Origin of the sequence: Cereibacter changlensis JA139, assembly GCF_003034985.1 — a bacterium.
Lineage (GTDB): Bacteria > Pseudomonadota > Alphaproteobacteria > Rhodobacterales > Rhodobacteraceae > Cereibacter > Cereibacter changlensis.
The window spans coordinates 1-16651 of the sequence record NZ_PZKG01000012.1; the positions used below are offsets into that span (position 1 = coordinate 1).

Here is a 16651-nt window from a genome sequence, read left to right on the forward strand (position 1 = left end):
TGTAGTCGCCGTGCAGGTCGTAGAGCTTGCCGCCGAGCCAGACTCCCATGAAGGACCCGATCTGGTGGCTGAGGAAGACGAAGCCATAGAGCGTGCCCATGTAGCGCATGCCGTAGAGATGCGCGACGAGCCCGCTGGTCAGCGGCACCGTGGCCAGCCAGAGCGCGCCCATGCTGAGCGAGAACAGCAGCACCGTCGCGGGCGTCATCGGCAGCATGATGAACAGCGCCGAGGCGATGGTGCGCCCGGTGTAGATCGCCGCGAGCAGGTATTTCTTGGAGTATTTCTTGCCGAGCCAGCCCGCCGTGATGGTGCCCGCGATATTCGCCAGCCCGATCAGCGAGATCGACACCGCCCCCAAGGCCGAGGTGGTGGTGATGCCGAGAGCCGCCAAGGGGCCGGTGGGGTCGATGGCGCCGCACATCTCGGTCACGAAGGCGGGGAAATGGGCGGTGATGAAGGCCAGCTGATAGCCGCAGGAGAAGAAGCCGACGAAGATCAACGTGAAGGACGGGTCGCGGAAAGCGCGCAGCATGACCGTGCCGAGCGATTCCTCGAGCTCGGCCTTGGTGGCGGTGATCGGGGCGCGCATGAAGGGCAGAGCCATCAGGGCGGCGAGGATCACCGCGGCGAAGATGATGAAGACCACCTGCCAGCTGTAGAAGCCGAGCAGGATCTCGGCCACCGGCGCACCGAAGACCTGCCCCGCCGATCCGGCGGCGGTGGCGATGCCCAAGGTGAGCGAACGATGCTCGGGCGAGGCGGCGCGGCCGACCACGGCGAGGATGACGCCGAAGCCGGTGCCGGCGATGCCGAAGCCGACGAGGATCTCGAGGAACTGGTGCTGGCCCGGGGTGACGGCGAAGCTGGAAAGGACGAGCCCCGCGGCATAGAGCACCGCGCCGGCGATGATCGCCTTCCGGTCGCCGAAGCGTTCGGCCAGCATGCCGAAGATCGGCTGGCCGATGCCCCAAGCGAGGTTCTGGATGGCGATGGCCATCGAGAAGTCCGAGCGCATCCAGCCGAATTCCTCGGCGATCGGGATCTGGAAGACGCCGAAACTGGCGCGGATCGCGAAGCTGAGCATCAGGATGACACATCCGGCGATCAGCACGGGGGTGAAGAGGGGGGCTTTGGTCATGGCGCGCTCCGGGGGCAGGCGGCGAAGGTGCGGTGACGCTGGGTCAGGGTCAATATCTATTTCGTGATGCGAGGGTTTGCGATCCGTGATGCGTGGCGGCGGTCGGAAGCCCAGGCTGCACGAAAACCGGCGGGGGGCGGTTTCAATCCTGCCTCGGGGACTTAGGTCTTCTGCGAACGGAACGGAATGCGAGGTCTTCATGCAGGATTGGTGGCGCGGATCGGTGACCTATCAGGTCTACCCGAGGTCGTTTCAGGACAGCGACGGCGACGGGATCGGCGATCTTGCCGGGATCACCCGGCGGCTCGACCATATCGCAGGGCTGGGGGTGGATGCGATCTGGCTGTCGCCGATCTTCCCCTCGCCGATGGACGACATGGGCTATGACGTGTCGGATTACACGGCGATCGACCCGCTGTTCGGCACGCTGGCGGATTTCGACGCGCTGTTGCAGCGGGCGCATGGGCTGGGGCTGAAGGTCATCATCGATCAGGTGCTGAGCCATTCCTCCTCGGAACATCCGTTCTTCAAGGAGAGCCGGTCGAGCCGCGACAACCCCAAGGCCGACTGGTATGTCTGGGCCGACCCGAACCCGGATGGCAGCCCGCCGAACAACTGGCTGTCGGTCTTCGGCGGCTCGGCCTGGGAGTGGAACGCGCATCGGCGGCAGTATTACCTGCACAATTTCCTGGTGAGCCAGCCGGATTTCAACTTCCACAATCCCGAGGTGCAGGACTGGCTCCTGGAGCAGATGCGCTTCTGGCTGGAGCGCGGGGTGGACGGGTTCAGGCTGGACACGGTTAACTTCTATTTCCACGATGCGGAGCTGCGGTCGAACCCGCCGAACCCGGCCAATGCGCTGCGGCCCGCCGTGAACCCCTACGAGATGCAGGACCACCGGTTCTCGAAGACGCAAGGCGAGAACATCGGCTTCCTGCTGCGGATGCGGGCGCTCCTGGATGAATACGAGGGGCGGACCATGGTGGGCGAGGTCGGCGAGGATCTTCGCGGGCTGGAGATCATGGCCGAATACACCAGCGGGCCCGAGCGGCTGCACATGGCCTATACGTTCGAGATGCTGAAGAAGCATTTCACCGCCGCGCATTTCCGCCACCAGATCGAGAGCTTCTACGATGCGGCGCCGGAGGGCTGGCCCTGCTGGGCGTTCTCCAACCATGACGTGATCCGGCATGTGACGCGTTGGGCCGAACATGGCGCGCAGGACGATCTGGCGCGGCTGGCGGCGGGGATGCTGCTGTCGTTCGAAGGGTCGGTGTGCCTTTATCAGGGCGAGGAGCTGGGGCAGACCGAGACGGATGTGCTCTATGACGAGCTGACCGACCCGCCGGCCTTCACCTTCTGGCCGGATTACAAGGGCCGCGACGGTTGCCGGACGCCGATGGCCTGGGACGCGTCGGCGAATGGCGGGTTCACCGAAGGCAAGCCCTGGCTGCCGGTGAAGCCGCCGCAGCTGGCGCGGAACGTGGCGGCGCAGGAGGGGGTCGCGGGGTCGGTGCTGGAGACCTACCGGGAACTCTTGGCGTTCCGGAAGGCGAACCGGGTGCTGGTGGCGGGGCGGAGCCGGTTCCTCGACCTGCCGGAGCCGGTGCTGGGGTTTGTGCGGGAACTGGACGGGGAGGCGCTGGCCTGCGTGTTCAACCTCGGCCGCGCGCCGGTTTCGGTGACGGTGCCGGGGGCGGTCAGGCTCGACGGTCCGTCACAGGCTGCCGTGCTGGAGGGCGAGGCGTTGCGGCTGGGGCCGAACGGCTTCGGCTATTGCCGCGTCACCGGCTGAGGGCGACGCGGGGCTCGGCCTGACCGCGCGCGATCTCGCGCGCGGCGAAGGTCATCCCCGCGAAAGGATGCGCGGCGCGGGCGGCGGCGTCCATCCCCTGCTGTGCGGTGGTGCAATGCAGCGTCGTCATCCCCGGCCCGCCGAAGGCCGGGCAGGAGGTGTGCGGCGCGTCGAAGCTGACGGAGCGCACGAGGCTGCCGTCGGGCGCATAGGCGGCGACGCGGCCTGCGCCCCATTGCGCGTTCCAGAACAGCCCCTCGGCATCGACCACCGCGCCGTCGGGGTTCAGCCCCTCGGCGGCGAGGTCGAGGAAGGGCTCGGGCTCGGAGGCGGGCCAGCCCTCGGCATCGAGCGCCACGCGCCAGACCTTGCCGAGATCGGTGTCGGCGAAATGGGCGTGGCGACCGTCGGGGGTGAAGCAGATGGCGTTGGGGATGGTGACGCCGGTGTAGAGCCGCCGCAGGGCGCCGCCGTGGTAGCGGTAGACGGCGCCGGCGCCCTTTTCCGCCGCTTTGCCCATGGTGCCGATCCAGAACCCGCCTTGAGGATCGGCGCGGCCGTCGTTGGAACGGTTGCCGGGTTTGTCCGCCTCCAGCGCGCAGAGGTCGTGGCGCATGCCGGTGGCGAGGTTGAAGCGGAAGAGCGCGGTTTCGGAGGCGATCAGCAGCCGGTCGCGGTCGATCCAGCCGGCGGCGGAGCAGTGTTCGGCGAATTGCCACTCCTCAGGGCCAGCCCCCGGTTCAGCGTCTGAGCGGGTCATCAGCCGCTTGCCGATGATGTCGAACCAGAACAGCTGCTGGCGCTCGGGGTGCCAGAGCGGGCCTTCGCCAAGGGTGCAGGGGCGGGTGTCGAAGATCATGCCATCGCCTCGTCACTGGCCGCGACGAGAGCGCGGGCGCGGGTGGATATTTCGCCGGCAGAGAGGCCGGGGGTGTAGAGCGCGGTGCCGATGCCGAAGCCGTCGGCCCCCGCCTTGCGCCATGTGGCGAAATTGGCGGGGCTGGCGCCGCCGACGGCGTAGACTTTCGTCGCGGGGGGCAGCACGGCGCGGATCGCCTTCAGCCCCTCGGGGCCGATCAGGCTGGCGGGGAAGAGCTTCAGCCCGTCGGCCCCGGCCTTCAGCGCGGCGAAGCATTCGGTCGGGGTGAAGACGCCGGGCCAGCTTTGCAGGCCTGCGGCCTTGGTGGCGGCGATCACCTCGGGGTCGCAGTTCGGCGAGACGACCAGTTGGCCGCCGATCCCGGCAAGGCGGGTCACCTCCTCGGGCGTCAGGACGGTGCCTGCGCCGATGGTGGCGTCAGTGCCGAAAGCGCCGATCATCGCCTCGATGCTGGCGAAGGCGTCGGGCGAGTTCAGCGGCACTTCCAGCGTGGTGATCCCGGCCTCGATCAGCGCCGCGGCGGCGGAGAGCGCCTCGGGCGGGGTGATGCCGCGCAGGATGGCAATCAGCGGGCGGGTCATTTGACCTCCTGTGCGGCGGCGAGGCCGGCGAGGGTGCATTCGGTGGCGGGGAGGATCCTGGCCGTGATGCCCTGGGTCTGCAGCGCGCTTCCATAGGTCTGCGACAAGGCCTCGGCCCCGATCAGCGCGACGGGCTGGCCGAGCCAGTAGGGCTTGGTCGCCGCCAGTTCCATGCCGATCAGCAGGCCCGAGAGCCGCGCGCGGGCGGTGGCAGGCGGCAGGCCTGCCAGCAGCCCTTCGGCGCGGAGCGAGAACAGGCGCGAGGCCAGACGCTCCGGGCGGGAGAGCGTGTCGGAGAGCGCGGTCTGGAAGGCGGCCTCGTCCCAGCCCTCGCCGATGCCGTGGCGCAGGACCGACTGGGTGGAGAGCAGCGCGAAAAGCTCGCCGGTCATGCAGGTCTGGAAGCTGACGACCTCGCCCGCCGAGACCTGCACCCATTTGGAATGGGTGCCGGGCAGGCAGAGCACGCCGTCGAAATTGCGCATCCAGGCCAGCGCGCCGGCGATCTGGGTTTCCTCGCCGCGCATAACGTCGGCAGGCTGCGACTGGCTGAGACCGGGGACGATGTGGACGGCGAGACGCGGGTCTCGCGTCTCGATACGCAGCAGCGCCGCGGGATCGACCGGCAGGCAGGGCGTGCTGCGATAGGGCGCCTCGACCCAGCCCTGACGGCTGCCGACCATGCCGCAGGCGATGACGCGGGTGGTCCCGGGGCCGAGCCACGGCTCGATCAGCCGCAGGAGCGCGGGTTCGAACTGGTCGCGGCCGAGGCTGCCCATGCCCTCGGTCGAGGAGGCCTCCGCCAGCTTGCCCGCCGCGCCCATCGCATAGGCGCGCAGATGGGTGGTGCCCCAGTCGACCGCGATCCAGTCGGCGGGAACAGCCGTCATCCGGTCACCACGACCCCGCCGTCGATCACCAGCGACTGGCCGGTCATCATCTTCGACACCTTCGAGGCGAGGAACAGCACGCCGCCGACGATATCGGCAGGCTCCAGCGTGTCCTTCAGGCATTGCCGGTCGACATGGGCCTGCAGCCCCTCTTCGGTCACCCAGAGATCCTTCTGCTTCTGGGTCAGCACCCAGCCCGGCGCCAGCGCGTTGACCCGGATCCGGTCGGGGCCGAATTCGCGCGCGAGGCTGCGGGTCAGGCCGTTGATGCCGGAATTGGCGGTGGTGTAGATCGGGTAGCCCGCGTTGCCCATCATGTAGGAGATCGACGAGAAGTTGATGATCGACCCGCCGCCTGCCGCCTTCATCCCGGGCAGCACGGCCTGCGCCGCGAAGAAATAGGCTTTCAGGTTGATCGAGATCGACCAGTCCCAGAAGTCTTCGGTGACCTCCAGCGTCTCGTGCCGCTTGTCGTTGGCGGCGTTGTTGACCAGCACGGTGACCGGGCCATGCGCCTCGGCCGCCTTGGCGATGGCCGCCTGCAGCGCGGCGATATCGGTGATGTCGCAGGGGATGAACAGCGGGCGGTTGCCGGTGGCCTGCTCCATCTCGTCGCAGAAGGCCGAGGCGTCGGAGCGCTGCACGAAGGCGACCTTCGCGCCCTGGCGCAGGAAGCCTTCGGTGAGGCTGGCGCCGATGCCGGAGCCGCCGCCGGTGATGAAGACGGAGGCGTTGCGGAGGTCTGGGAAGCTCGGGTCGTCGGTCATGCGAGGCCTTCGATCTGGGCGCGCAAGAATTTTTGAAAAATTCTTGCAAAAATCTTTCTCAAGATTTTTTGGCGCGGGTTGCCGCCTTGGTGTCTTGCATTGTCGGCGATGCGTCAAGACCCGCGTGCGGCGGCCTATCCCCGATCGGCGGCTTCGCTCATCTGGCGCTGACGCTCGCGAAAGCGGGCCCTGTCGGCCTCGGAATAGCGGTCGATGCAGCGCGGGCAGGAGACGCCGGGCTCGTAGGCGGGGCTCGCCCTGTCGGCCCCGGCCAGCGGGTCGCCGCAGGCGTGGCAGGTGGTGTGGCCGCCGGGAACGAGGCCGTGGCCGACCGAGACGCGCTCGTCGAAGACGAAGCATTCGCCCTGCCAGCGGCTTTCGGCCTCGGGCACCTCCTCGAGGTATTTCAGGATGCCGCCCTTCAGGTGGAAGACCTCGGGCACGCCCTGACCGAGCAGGTAGTTGGTGGATTTCTCGCAGCGGATGCCGCCGGTGCAGAACATGGCGATGCGCTTGCCTGTAAAGCGCTCGCGGTTCTGCTGCCACCACGCCGGGAAGTCGCGGAAGCTGGCGGTGCCGGGGTCGATCGCGCCCTGGAAGGTGCCGATGGCGGTCTCGTAGGCATTGCGGGTGTCGATCACCGCCACGTCGGGGTCGGAGATCAGCGCGTTCCAGTCCTGCGGCGCCACGTAATGGCCGACGCGGGCCAGCGGGTCGACGTCGGGCTGGCCCATGGTGACGATCTCGCGCTTCAGCCGGACCTTGAGGCGCTTGAAGGGAAGCGTCTCGGCGTGGCTTTCCGTCCATTCGAGGCCGGGGCAGAGGGTCTGGAGATGGGCGAGCACGGCGTCGATGCCTGCGCGGCTGCCGGCGATGGTGCCGTTCACGCCTTCGGGGGCGAGCAGCAGGGTGCCGCGCACGCCTTCCGCCTCGGCCAGCGCGCGCAGCGGCGGGATCAGCGCCGCGGGATCGGCGAGGCGGGTGAAATGATAGAGCGCGGCGACGGTGATCATGCGCGGCTGATTGGCCCTCGGGGCCTGAAAATGCAAGCCCTGCCATTGACGTATGGGGGATGCGCACTTACCCAAAGCGTTAATGCTGTGCGAGGAGGCGCCGATGCGGCCAGCGACCGAAGCCCTGATCGTCATCGACGTGCAGAACGATTTCTGCCCCGGCGGTGCTCTGGCCGTGGCCGGGGGCGATGCGATCATCCCGCGGATCAACGGCCTGCTGGGAGAGTTTCCGGTGAAGGTGCTGACGCAGGACTGGCATCCGGCGGATCATTCCTCCTTCGCGGCGAACCACGGGGCCGAGGCGTTTTCGATGACCGAGATGGCCTACGGACCGCAGGTGCTCTGGCCCACCCATTGCGTGCAGGGGACGGCGGGGGCGGCGTTCCATCCCGCGCTCGCGACCGATCCGGGGGATCTGGTGATCCGCAAGGGGTTCCGGGCCGGGATCGACAGCTATTCGGCCTTCTTCGAGAATGACCGCAGCACGCCCACGGGGCTGGAGGGCTATCTGCGGACGCGGGGCGTCACGGCGCTGACGCTGGTGGGCATCGCCACGGATTTCTGCGTCGCCTATTCGGCGCTGGACGCGGCGCGGCTCGGCTTTGCCGTGACCGTGCTGGAGGGCGCTTGCGCCGGGATAGACCTGAACGGCTCGCTGGCCGAGGCGCGCGCAGAGATGCGGGCCGCCGGCGTGGCTCTGGAGCACTGAGATGGCCGATATCGCGACCCGGGTTCACAATCACAAATGGAAGATCGATCCGATCGTCCGCTCGCTGATCGATACCGATTTCTACAAGCTTCTGATGTGCCAGTCGGTGTTCCGCAACAAGCCGGAGACCACCGTCACCTTCAGCCTGATCAACCGCACGAAGAGCATCCGTCTGGCCGAGCTGGTGGACGAGGGCGAACTGCGCGAGCAGCTGGACCATATCCGCACCTTGCGGCTCAGCCGGGGCGAGAGCACCTTCCTGCGCGGCAACACCTTCTACGGCAAGCGGCAGATGTTCCGGCACGACTTCATGGAATGGTTCGAGGGCATGCAGCTGCCGCCCTACCATCTGGAAAAGCGCGACGGGCAGTACGAGCTGACCTTCGAGGGCAAGTGGCACGAGGTCATGCTGTGGGAGATCCCGGCGCTGGCCGTGCTGATGGAGCTGCGCAGCCGCGCCGTGCTGGAGAAGATGGGCCGGTTCGAGATCCAGGTGCTCTATGCCCGGGCGATGACCAAGCTCTGGGAGAAGATCGAGCGGCTGAAGAAGATCGAGCGGCTGAAGATCGCCGATTTCGGCACGCGGCGGCGGCATTCCTTCCTCTGGCAGGACTGGTGCGTGCAGGCGATGCAGGAGGGGCTGGAGGATGCCTTCACCGGCACCTCGAACTGCCTGATCGCCATGCGGCGCGAGGTCGAGGCCATCGGCACCAATGCGCATGAGCTGCCGATGGTCTATTCCGCGCTGGCCGACAGCGATGCCGAGCTGGCGCAGGCGCCCTATCAGGTGCTGGCCGACTGGCACGAGGAGCATGACGGCAACCTGCGGATCATCCTGCCCGATACCTACGGCACCGAAGGTTTCCTGCAGCGCGCGCCCGACTGGCTGTCGACCTGGACCGGCATCCGCATCGACAGCGGCGATCCGGCCAAGGGGGCCGAGACCGCGATCGAGTGGTGGAAGAGTCGCGGCGAAGACCCGCGGCGCAAGCTGGTGATCTTCTCGGACGGGCTGGACGTGGAGAAGATCGAGGAGCTGCACCGGCAGTTCTTCGGCCGGGTGAAGGTGTCTTTCGGCTGGGGCACGATGCTGACCAACGATTTCCGCGGGCTGGTGCAGGACGATGCGCTGGCGCCGTTCAGCCTCGTCTGCAAGGCGATTGCGGCCAACGGGCGGCCCACGGTGAAACTGTCGGACAATCCCAACAAGGCGATGGGCCCGGCCTCGGAGATCGAGCGCTACAAGCGGGTGTTCGGCGTCGGCGCGCAGAAGCCGGTCGAGGTGCTGGTCTAGTCTTCTTCCGCGACGCGGCCGCGGCCGGCCTTCACCTCGCCGCGCACCGCCTTGGCGGCAAGGCGGCGGCGCTGGCTGCCCAGCGTCGGCTTGGTGGCGATGCGGCGCTTGGGGGCGACGAGCGCGGCCTGGATCATCTCCACCAGACGTTCGCGGGCCAGTTCGCGGTTGCGGATCTGGCTGCGGGTCTCCTCAGCGCGGATGACGATGGCGCCGTCCAGCGTCCAGCGCCGACCGGCGAGGCGTTTCAGCCGGGTCTTCACCGGGCCGGAGAGATGCGGCGAGCGTTCCGCCTCGAAGCGCAGCTCCACCGCGGTTTCCACCTTGTTCACGTTCTGCCCGCCGGGACCGGAGGAGCGCGAGAAATTCTCGGTCAGCTCCCAGTCGGCGAGAGTGATGGTGTCGTTGATCCGCAGCATGAAGGTCACTCGTTGGCGCAGGGCAGGGTCGGAAACGGAGAAAGGGTCGCCACGGCTGGCGACCCTTTCCGAGTTCAAGGAGATGAGCCAGTTAGGAACATCATCCAATCAGCGGTCTGTCGACCGAAGGTCTGCCTTCAGCAAACACCCCCACTGACTGTCCCGACGCGTCTCTCCAATATCACTCTAGACACTGGATCACCTCCTTTCAAATGGTTGCCGATAAGGGAAAGGTGGCACAGATTTTGTGTGCGTCAAGGTTTTTTACGCAAGCCGTGCGGTCATGCGCCGCACGATGATGCGGAAGGGCAAAAGTGCCACCAAAGCGAGCAGAAGTTTGACACCCCAGTCGGCGGTGGCGAGCGAGACCCAGAGCGGGGCCAGCGGACCGGAGCCCAGGAGCGGCAGCGCCTCGTTCGCCCAGGACACGTCGTTGCCCGGTTCGATGAAGGCGAGGCTGGCGGAGAAGGCGATGCCGAAGAAGATCACCGTGTCGAGGAAGGAGCCCGCGAGGCTGGAGACCAGCGGCGCACGCCACCATTTGCCGCCGCGCAGCCGGTCGAACAGGGTGATGTCGAGCATCTGGCTGACGAGGAAGGCGGTGCCGGAGGCGAGCGCCACGCGCAGCGAGACGAGGGGGCCGAACTCGCCCATGATCTGCGTGCCGACGAGCGAGCAGAGGAGGCCGGTGGCGAAACCCGCCCAGACCACCCGGCGCGCGGCCTGCACGCCGTGGACGCGGTTCATCACGTCGGTGACGAGGAAGGCGAAGGGATAGGTGAAGGCGCCCCAGGTCAGCCACTGGCCGAAGAGGAACTGCACGAGGATGTTGGAGGCCACCACGACGATGGCCATGGCGAGAACGCCAAAGGTGTAGGAGCGGGTCATTTCGGGTTCCGTTTTGACAAGGTCGCGGAGACTTGGCCCCTATCGAGGGGGCAGATGAGACGGCGCGGCGTAGACCCGCGCCGCGCCGCTGTCAATCGGCGATGCGGTATTCGACGATCTGGGTGCTCTGGAAGAAGGCGAAGTTGTCATCGGCGACGAGGCTCAGCGTCAGCCGCCCCGCCGCGTCGCGCCAGACCGAGATGCCTTCGAGATTGTCATGCGTGCCGGCGGAGGTCTGCAGCAGCGTCTCGCCCGGCGAGAGGCTGTCGCCGTCGATGGCGAAGCGCCGGACGCGGCTGGCGAAGCCCAGGAGGCCGCGGAACTGGCGCTCCAACAGGTAGAACCGGCCGTCGGGGCCGATGTCGGTGCCGACAGGCAGGAAGGAATCCTCGCGCGGCAGGCTGAAGGGCTGGTCCCATTCGCCATCGCGGAAGCGGTAGACCGGGAAGGGCCGGGTCGTGCCGCCGGAGCGTTCGGGCAGGGTGTAGAGCGTGCCCTCGGCATCCACCGCCAGCGCCTCCAGCGCGCCGTTGCCCTGCATCCGGCGGAACTCGGGCGCGACCGGAAGGTTTTCCGCCGAGCCGCCGAGATCGCGGTATCGCAGCACCCGCGCCGCGCCCTCGAAGGAGACATAGGCCGCGCCGTCGGCTGCGATGGCCAGCCCCTCGCTGTCGCTGCGGCTGCGCTCCAGCGGGGCCTCGCCCCTGCCCTTCAGGGGCTGCATCGGCGCGAGGTCGACGGCGACGATCCGGCCCTCGGCATCGCGTTGCAGCCTGCCCCGGGTCCAGCTGCCGCGGTCGGAAAGCAAGGTGATCGTGTCGCCCGCCTCGGACACCTCGATGCCGGAGAGGCCGCCGAACAGCGGGTCGCCCGGCCGGGTCAGGACATGGCTGCCGAGCAGCTGCGCCGGCTCTCCGGCGAGGCAGCCCGTGGCAAGCAGCAGTCCCAGACCCGCGATCAGCGCGCGTTCAGGACGTCGACGCATTGGGCGGGCAGATCGGCCATGGTGAACTCGCGCGGGGTCTTGGCGCGCGGCGCGGGCTTCGACGGTTTTCCGCTGGGCTTCGGCGGGTTCAGGTAGTCGGTGACCCACCAGTTCAGCGTCTCGTCGCAACCGTCGCCGCCCTTGGACAGCTCGGCCACCGAGGGGGTCTGGGTCTGGCAGAAGCGCGCCCCACGCGGGCATTTCAGCCGCAGGTGGAAGTGCGTGTCATGCCCGGCGACGGGGCGGATCTTCTGCAGCCAGGCGCGGTCGCTGCGGCGGGCGGTCTTGCACATCTCGATCTTCACCGCGGCGGCGACGAAGATCCGGTCCACCCGGTCGTCCGAGGCGGCGGCGCGCAGCAGCGCGTGATGCGATGGCGTCCAGTTGCGGGTGACGCTGCGCTGGTCGGCCGAGCGCACCGGGATCGAGCTGATGGTCTCGCGCTCGCGCACCGTCAGGTTCAGCCGGGGCGGCGGCAGCATCCAGACATCGGCGTCGAGGCCGATCTGGTGGCTGGCATGGCCCGAGGTCATCGGCCCGCCGCGCGGCTGGCTGATGTCGCCGATGTAGAGCCCCTTCCAGCCGACCTGGGTCGCGGCGACCGACAGCGCCTGCAGGAAGCCGATCAGCTCGGGGTGGCCGTAGTTGCGGTCGCGCGAGAGCCGCATCGCCTGCCAGGTCGGCCCGCTTTCCGGCAGTTGCACCAGCCCGGCGGCGCAGCCCCTTGCGTAGCTGCCGACCGGCATCGGTTGCTGCCGCGAGGGCGCATCCTGCGCGCCGAACAGCCGGTTGGCCAGTTGCTGCGCCTGGGCGCCCTGTGCGAGCGTCAGCCCGAGGAGTAGCGTGAGTATGCGGATCATCGGCCTGCCTGTTGTTCACCATTCGGTTTGACCCAGAGTAGCAGAACCAGCCCGAGAAGAAACAACGCGATCAGCGGCGAGATGCCGAGACGTTGCGATCCGCTGATCCAGGTGACCAGCGCGATCAGGGAGGGGGCGAGGAAACTCGTCACCTTGCCCGAGAGCGCGTAGAGCCCGAAGGCCTCGGTCGCGCGGTCCGGTGTGGTGTGGCGCACCATCATCGTGCGGCTGGCCGATTGCAGCGCCCCGCCCGCCGCGCCGATCAGCGCGCCGCAGGCGAAGAAGATTTGGTCCGGCAGGGCGGAGCCTTCGGGCAGGGGCATGCCGAAGAGTTGTTCGCGGGTCATGCCGACGACGGTGATGCAGACCGCGACCAGCAGGAGGATGCAGACGGCGATCACCGGCTTCGGACCCCAGCGCTTGTCGGCGCGGCCGCCGAGCCAGCTGGCCACCATGGCGGTGAGGGCGCTGAGCACGCCGAAGCTGCCGATCTCGACGATGCTCCAGCCGAGCACGCCCGAGGCATAGACCCCGCCGAAGCCGTAGAGCCCGTTCAGCGCGTCGCGGTAGAACAGCGAGGCGGCGAGATAGGCGGCGAGGCTTTGGCGGTGGCGCAGGCTTTTCACGAGGGTGGTCAGGCTGGCGATGGCGGGGCGCAGGCTGAGCTTGCGGTGGGTGGCGCGCGGCTCTCTCACCCAGAGGAAGAAGGGGACCATGAAGACCGCATACCAGAGCGCGGTGAAGGGACCAACGGCGCGGGTGCCCTCGCGCGCCGCGGCGTCGAGGCCGAGCGCGGGATCGAGGCCGATCAGCGTCTTGCCGGTCTCGGCGCTTTCCGCGAAGAGGAGGAGCATGACGGCCAGCGCCACCACGCCGCCGAGATAGCCGAAGGCGAAGCCCGAACCGGAGATCGCGCCGATCTCGTCGTGGGCGCCGAGCGCGGGCAGGAGCGCGTTGGTGAAGATGGTGGCGAATTCCATGCCGATGAAGCCGAGCCCGAAACAGGCGGCGCCCCAGAGGAGGCCACCGCCGGGCATCACCCACCAGAGCCCGAGCGCGCCGAGCACATAGACCGCCGAGAAGGCCCAGATCCAGACCATCCGCCGCCCGGTGCTGTCGGCCACCGCGCCCAGAAGCGGGGCGAGGAGGGCGACGAGCAGGCCGGAGACGCCGAGCGTCAGCCCCCAGTAGGATTGCGCGGCGGCCCCTGCGGCCTCGGGCGTGGCGCCGAGGGCCATGTAATGCTGCGTCGCGACCTGCGCGAAATAGGGGCCGAAGATGAAGGTCAACAGGAGGGTGCTGTAGGGTTGGCTGGCCCAGTCGAAGAAGAACCAGCCCCAGATCCGTTGTCGCGCGCTTGCCATGGGTCCCCCCGCAGGTTCTGCCGCGCAGAAAGCCCGAAATCGGTCCGCCGCGCAAGCAGGGCTCAGCCCAAGGGTCAGCGCTGGGGCGGCCAGAGGCGGGTCGCGTCGGCCTCGATCCAGCGCTGCACCCAGTCGGGCAGGGCGGGGCTTTCGGCAGGCTGGCCCATCGCGGCCACCACCTCTGCCGGCGGCACCATCCCGGCCTTGGAGATCACTGCCGAGCGCAGGAGCATGTGGCTGGTGCAGTCCTGCCCGCGCCACATGCTCTGTTCCATGTAGAAGAAGCGCGCGTCCCAGCCGATGCAGCGGCTCACCATGTCGAGCCGGTCGAAGAGCACGACGCGCTTGCGGTAGCGCAGCGAGTTGCCCGCCACGGTCATGCCCCAGCCGTTCGCCTTTGCCACCAGGTCGAGCCCCATGCGCCGCGCCATCGGCACCCGGCCGAGATCGTAAAGCGTCAGCGTGCGGCCGTTGTTCAGCTCGATCCAGGGGTCGAGATCCCAGGGCAGGCAGAGGTGCTGCGACAGATGCGGATCGAGCAGGCCGAGCTTGGGCGCATGGCGCGCCTTCCACATCTGCCAGGCGAGGCGGGCGTAGGGATACATCAATTTCTCCTTAACTGCCCGGCTGCTATGTCTCGGCTGCGGCGTCAAGGCCGGACGCTGCGGAAATGGTTGCCCTTTGCCGGGGCCGCCTATACCTGTGGCGCAACCCATCGTGAAGGACCCTCCGACATGCAATCCCTGCTGCAGATCCTGCTTCTGATCCTCAGTGTCGTCCAGTTCATCATCTTTGCGCATATCATCATGAGCTGGCTGATCAACTTCCAGGTGCTGAACCTGCGGCAGCCTCTGGTCGCACAGCTGTGGGACGGGCTGAACCGTCTGCTGGAGCCGATGTATTCGCGCATCCGTTCCATTCTGCCGAACATGGGCGGGCTCGACCTCGCGCCGCTGGTGGTGCTGCTGGCGGTCTATGCGCTGCGCATCGTGCTGATCAACAACGCGGCGGCCTTCTACTGACCCTGATGCCCGCTCCCAAGGATCTGCTCGCCACCGTCTTCGGTTTTTCCGCCTTCCGCCCGGGGCAGGAGGAGATCGTCGATGCGGTGCTGGCGGGGCGCAACGTGCTGGCGATCATGCCGACCGGGGGCGGCAAGTCGCTGTGCTTCCAGCTGCCCGCGCTGTGCCGCGACGGGGTCACCGTGGTGATCTCGCCCCTGATCGCGCTGATGCGGGATCAGGTGCGGGCGCTGCGCGAGGTGGGGGTGGAGGCCGGGGCGCTGACCTCGGGCAATACCGAGGAAGAGACCGAGGGCGTGTTCCAGGCGCTGGACGAGGGGCGGATCAAGCTCCTTTACATGGCGCCGGAGCGGCTGGCCTCGGCGGCGCCGCTGCTGCGCCGGATCAATGTCACGCTGATCGCGGTGGACGAGGCGCATTGCGTCAGCCAGTGGGGCCACGACTTCCGCCCGGATTACCTGCGCATCGGCGAGCTGCGCCGCACGCTGGGCGTGCCGCTGGCCGCCTTCACCGCCACGGCGGATGAGGAGACCCGGGGCGAGATCGTCACCCGGCTGTTCGACGGTGTGGCGCCCGAAAGCTTCCTGCGTGGCTTCGACCGGCCCAACATCCACCTCGCCTTCGCGGTGAAGGACAAGCCGCGCGACCAGATCTTGAGCTTTGCCGCTTCGCGCAAGGGCCAGTCGGGGATCGTCTATTGCGCGACCCGCGCCAAGACCGAGACGCTGGCGCAGGCGCTGCGCGAGGCGGGGCATTCGGCCTGCCACTATCACGGCGGGATGGAGGCCGAGGACCGGCGGCGGGTGGAGGTGCGGTTCCAGCAGGAAGACGGGCTGATCGTGGTGGCGACCATCGCCTTCGGCATGGGGATCGACAAGCCGGACATCCGCTGGGTGGCGCATGCCGACCTGCCGAAATCGATCGAGGGCTATTATCAGGAGATCGGCCGCGCCGGGCGCGACGGGGCGGCGGCGGAGACGCTGACGCTCTACGGTCCCGACGACATCCGCCTGCGCCGCAGCCAGATCGACGAGGGCGCGGCGCCGATGGACCGCAAGGAGGCAGATCACGCGCGGCTGAACGCCCTGCTGGGGCTGGCCGAGGCCGCGGCCTGCCGACGGCAGGTGCTTCTGGGGTATTTCGGCGAGACGGCGCAGCCCTGCGGCAATTGCGACCTCTGCGACCGGCCGGCGGAGCTTTTCGACGCGACCGAGGCGGTGCGCAAGGCGCTGTCGGCCATCCTGCGCACCGGCGAGTATTTCGGCTCGGGTCATCTGATCGACATCCTGACCGGCACCTCGACGGCCAAGGTGCGCGAGCGGGGGCATGACCAGCTGCCGACCTTCGCAGTGGGCCGCGATCTGTCGAAACCGGCCTGGGGCGCGGTGTTCCGGCAGATGATGGGCCGCGATCTGGTGCGGCCCGACCCGGAACGCTATGGCGCGCTGCGAATGACCGAGGCCGCGCGGCCGATCCTGCGCGGCGAGGCGGCGATCACCCTGCGCCGCGACACGATCCAGTCGGCGGGCTCGCGCCCGGTGGTGAAATCGATGGTCAGCGAGGAGGACGCGCCGCTGATGTCGGCGCTGAAAGCCAAGCGGCGGGCGCTGGCCGAGGCCGGCGGCGTGCCGGCCTATGTGATCTTCACCGACCGCACCCTGATCGAGATGGCCGAGCGGCGGCCGCGCTCGCTGGACGAGATGGCGCATATCACCGGGGTCGGGGCGAAGAAGCTGGAAAGCTACGGCCAGGCCTTCCTCGCCGTCATCACCGGCGAGGCCGAGGCGATGCATCCGCAGCGCCGCCGGCTGGCCGGGCGCGATGCGGGCGCGGTCTTCGACCGGCTGGCCGAGGTGCAGGTGGATCTGATGCGCGGCGAGGATGGCACCGGCAAGCCCCTCAGCCTGCCGCAATCCGCGCTGCGCAAGATCGCCGAGGCGCGGCCCTCGTCGCTGTCGGAACTGGACCGGGTCGCCGACCTCGGGCCGCAGAAGATCGAACGCTTTGGCGAGGCTTTCCTCGCCGTGCTCCGGGAGTCCTGAC

At 68.3% G+C, this 16651-nt stretch carries 17 protein-coding genes; 5 read left to right on the forward strand and 12 right to left on the reverse strand.

Features of this window, described 5'->3' with window-relative positions; genetic code table 11:
* On the reverse strand, positions 1-1141 hold a 1141-nt coding region (locus tag C5F48_RS04355), incomplete at its 3' end, for an MFS transporter (protein WP_107662688.1).
* 199 nt (positions 1142-1340) lie between these two features.
* Between C5F48_RS04355 and C5F48_RS04360 the strand changes: the two genes are divergently transcribed.
* A complete protein-coding gene (locus C5F48_RS04360) occupies positions 1341-2936 on the forward strand; it encodes an alpha-amylase family glycosyl hydrolase (protein ID WP_107662689.1) in 1596 nt (531 codons plus the stop codon).
* On the opposite strand, the gene C5F48_RS04365 is transcribed toward C5F48_RS04360, so the two are convergent.
* From C5F48_RS04365 to trhO, 5 genes are all read right to left on the reverse strand, one after another.
* The gene (locus tag C5F48_RS04365; RefSeq protein ID WP_107662690.1) at positions 2926-3795 is read right to left on the reverse strand and encodes an SMP-30/gluconolactonase/LRE family protein; all 870 of its coding nucleotides are present in this window, start codon (positions 3793-3795) and stop codon (positions 2926-2928) included. The genes C5F48_RS04360 and C5F48_RS04365 overlap by 11 nt on opposite strands.
* On the reverse strand, positions 3792-4397 hold the full coding sequence (locus C5F48_RS04370; RefSeq protein ID WP_107662691.1) for a 2-dehydro-3-deoxy-6-phosphogalactonate aldolase: 606 nt from the start codon (positions 4395-4397) through the stop codon (positions 3792-3794). The genes C5F48_RS04365 and C5F48_RS04370 overlap by 4 nt, the downstream gene beginning before the upstream one ends.
* Positions 4394-5287 (reverse strand): 2-dehydro-3-deoxygalactonokinase, encoded by an 894-nt coding sequence (locus tag C5F48_RS04375; protein WP_107662692.1) that lies wholly within the window; start codon positions 5285-5287, stop codon positions 4394-4396. The genes C5F48_RS04370 and C5F48_RS04375 overlap by 4 nt, the downstream gene beginning before the upstream one ends.
* Complete coding sequence (locus C5F48_RS04380; RefSeq protein ID WP_107662693.1) at positions 5284-6054, reverse strand: SDR family NAD(P)-dependent oxidoreductase; 771 nt, start codon at positions 6052-6054, stop codon at positions 5284-5286. The genes C5F48_RS04375 and C5F48_RS04380 overlap by 4 nt, the downstream gene beginning before the upstream one ends.
* Positions 6055-6188: 134 nt before the next feature.
* Positions 6189-7067, reverse strand: coding sequence for an oxygen-dependent tRNA uridine(34) hydroxylase TrhO (gene trhO / locus C5F48_RS04385; protein ID WP_107662694.1), 879 nt, complete (start codon positions 7065-7067; stop codon positions 6189-6191).
* A gap of 103 nt (positions 7068-7170) precedes the next feature.
* On the opposite strand from trhO, the gene pncA reads away from it, so the two are divergent.
* Positions 7171-7776: a bifunctional nicotinamidase/pyrazinamidase gene (gene pncA / locus C5F48_RS04390; RefSeq protein WP_107662695.1), complete on the forward strand. Its 606-nt coding sequence runs from the start codon at positions 7171-7173 to the stop codon at positions 7774-7776.
* A 1-nt stretch (position 7777) separates the two neighbouring features.
* Complete coding sequence (pncB, locus tag C5F48_RS04395; protein WP_107662696.1) at positions 7778-9070, forward strand: nicotinate phosphoribosyltransferase; 1293 nt, start codon at positions 7778-7780, stop codon at positions 9068-9070.
* Here the strand turns inward: pncB and arfB are convergent.
* The 6 genes from arfB to C5F48_RS04425 form a co-directional block, all read right to left on the reverse strand.
* A complete protein-coding gene (arfB, locus tag C5F48_RS04400; RefSeq protein ID WP_107662697.1) occupies positions 9067-9489 on the reverse strand; it encodes an alternative ribosome rescue aminoacyl-tRNA hydrolase ArfB in 423 nt (140 codons plus the stop codon). The two genes, pncB and arfB, sit on opposite strands and share 4 nt — an antisense overlap.
* A 264-nt stretch (positions 9490-9753) precedes the next feature.
* Positions 9754-10377 carry a queuosine precursor transporter gene (locus tag C5F48_RS04405; protein WP_107662698.1) on the reverse strand — a complete coding sequence of 208 codons (624 nt, stop codon included), beginning with the start codon at positions 10375-10377 and terminating at the stop codon, positions 9754-9756.
* Positions 10378-10468: 91 nt separating this feature from the next.
* Entirely contained in the window at positions 10469-11362 is an 894-nt protein-coding gene (locus C5F48_RS04410; protein WP_107662699.1) for an esterase-like activity of phytase family protein, read from the reverse strand.
* On the reverse strand, positions 11335-12222 hold the full coding sequence (gene mepA, locus C5F48_RS04415; RefSeq protein ID WP_107662700.1) for a penicillin-insensitive murein endopeptidase: 888 nt from the start codon (positions 12220-12222) through the stop codon (positions 11335-11337). The genes C5F48_RS04410 and mepA overlap by 28 nt, the downstream gene beginning before the upstream one ends.
* Complete coding sequence (locus C5F48_RS04420; protein WP_107662701.1) at positions 12219-13586, reverse strand: MFS transporter; 1368 nt, start codon at positions 13584-13586, stop codon at positions 12219-12221. Before C5F48_RS04420 ends, mepA begins: the two co-directional genes overlap by 4 nt.
* Before the next feature lie 74 nt (positions 13587-13660).
* Positions 13661-14191, reverse strand: coding sequence for an acyl-CoA thioesterase (locus C5F48_RS04425; protein WP_107662702.1), 531 nt, complete (start codon positions 14189-14191; stop codon positions 13661-13663).
* 27 nt (positions 14192-14218) lie between these two features.
* Here C5F48_RS04425 and C5F48_RS04430 point away from each other — a divergent pair, with 27 nt between their 5' ends.
* Positions 14219-14608 carry a YggT family protein gene (locus C5F48_RS04430; RefSeq protein WP_502525972.1) on the forward strand — a complete coding sequence of 130 codons (390 nt, stop codon included), beginning with the start codon at positions 14219-14221 and terminating at the stop codon, positions 14606-14608.
* Between the two features lie 5 nt (positions 14609-14613).
* Complete coding sequence (gene recQ, locus C5F48_RS04435; protein ID WP_107662704.1) at positions 14614-16650, forward strand: DNA helicase RecQ; 2037 nt, start codon at positions 14614-14616, stop codon at positions 16648-16650.
* The last annotated feature ends 1 nt before the right edge of the window (position 16651 follow it).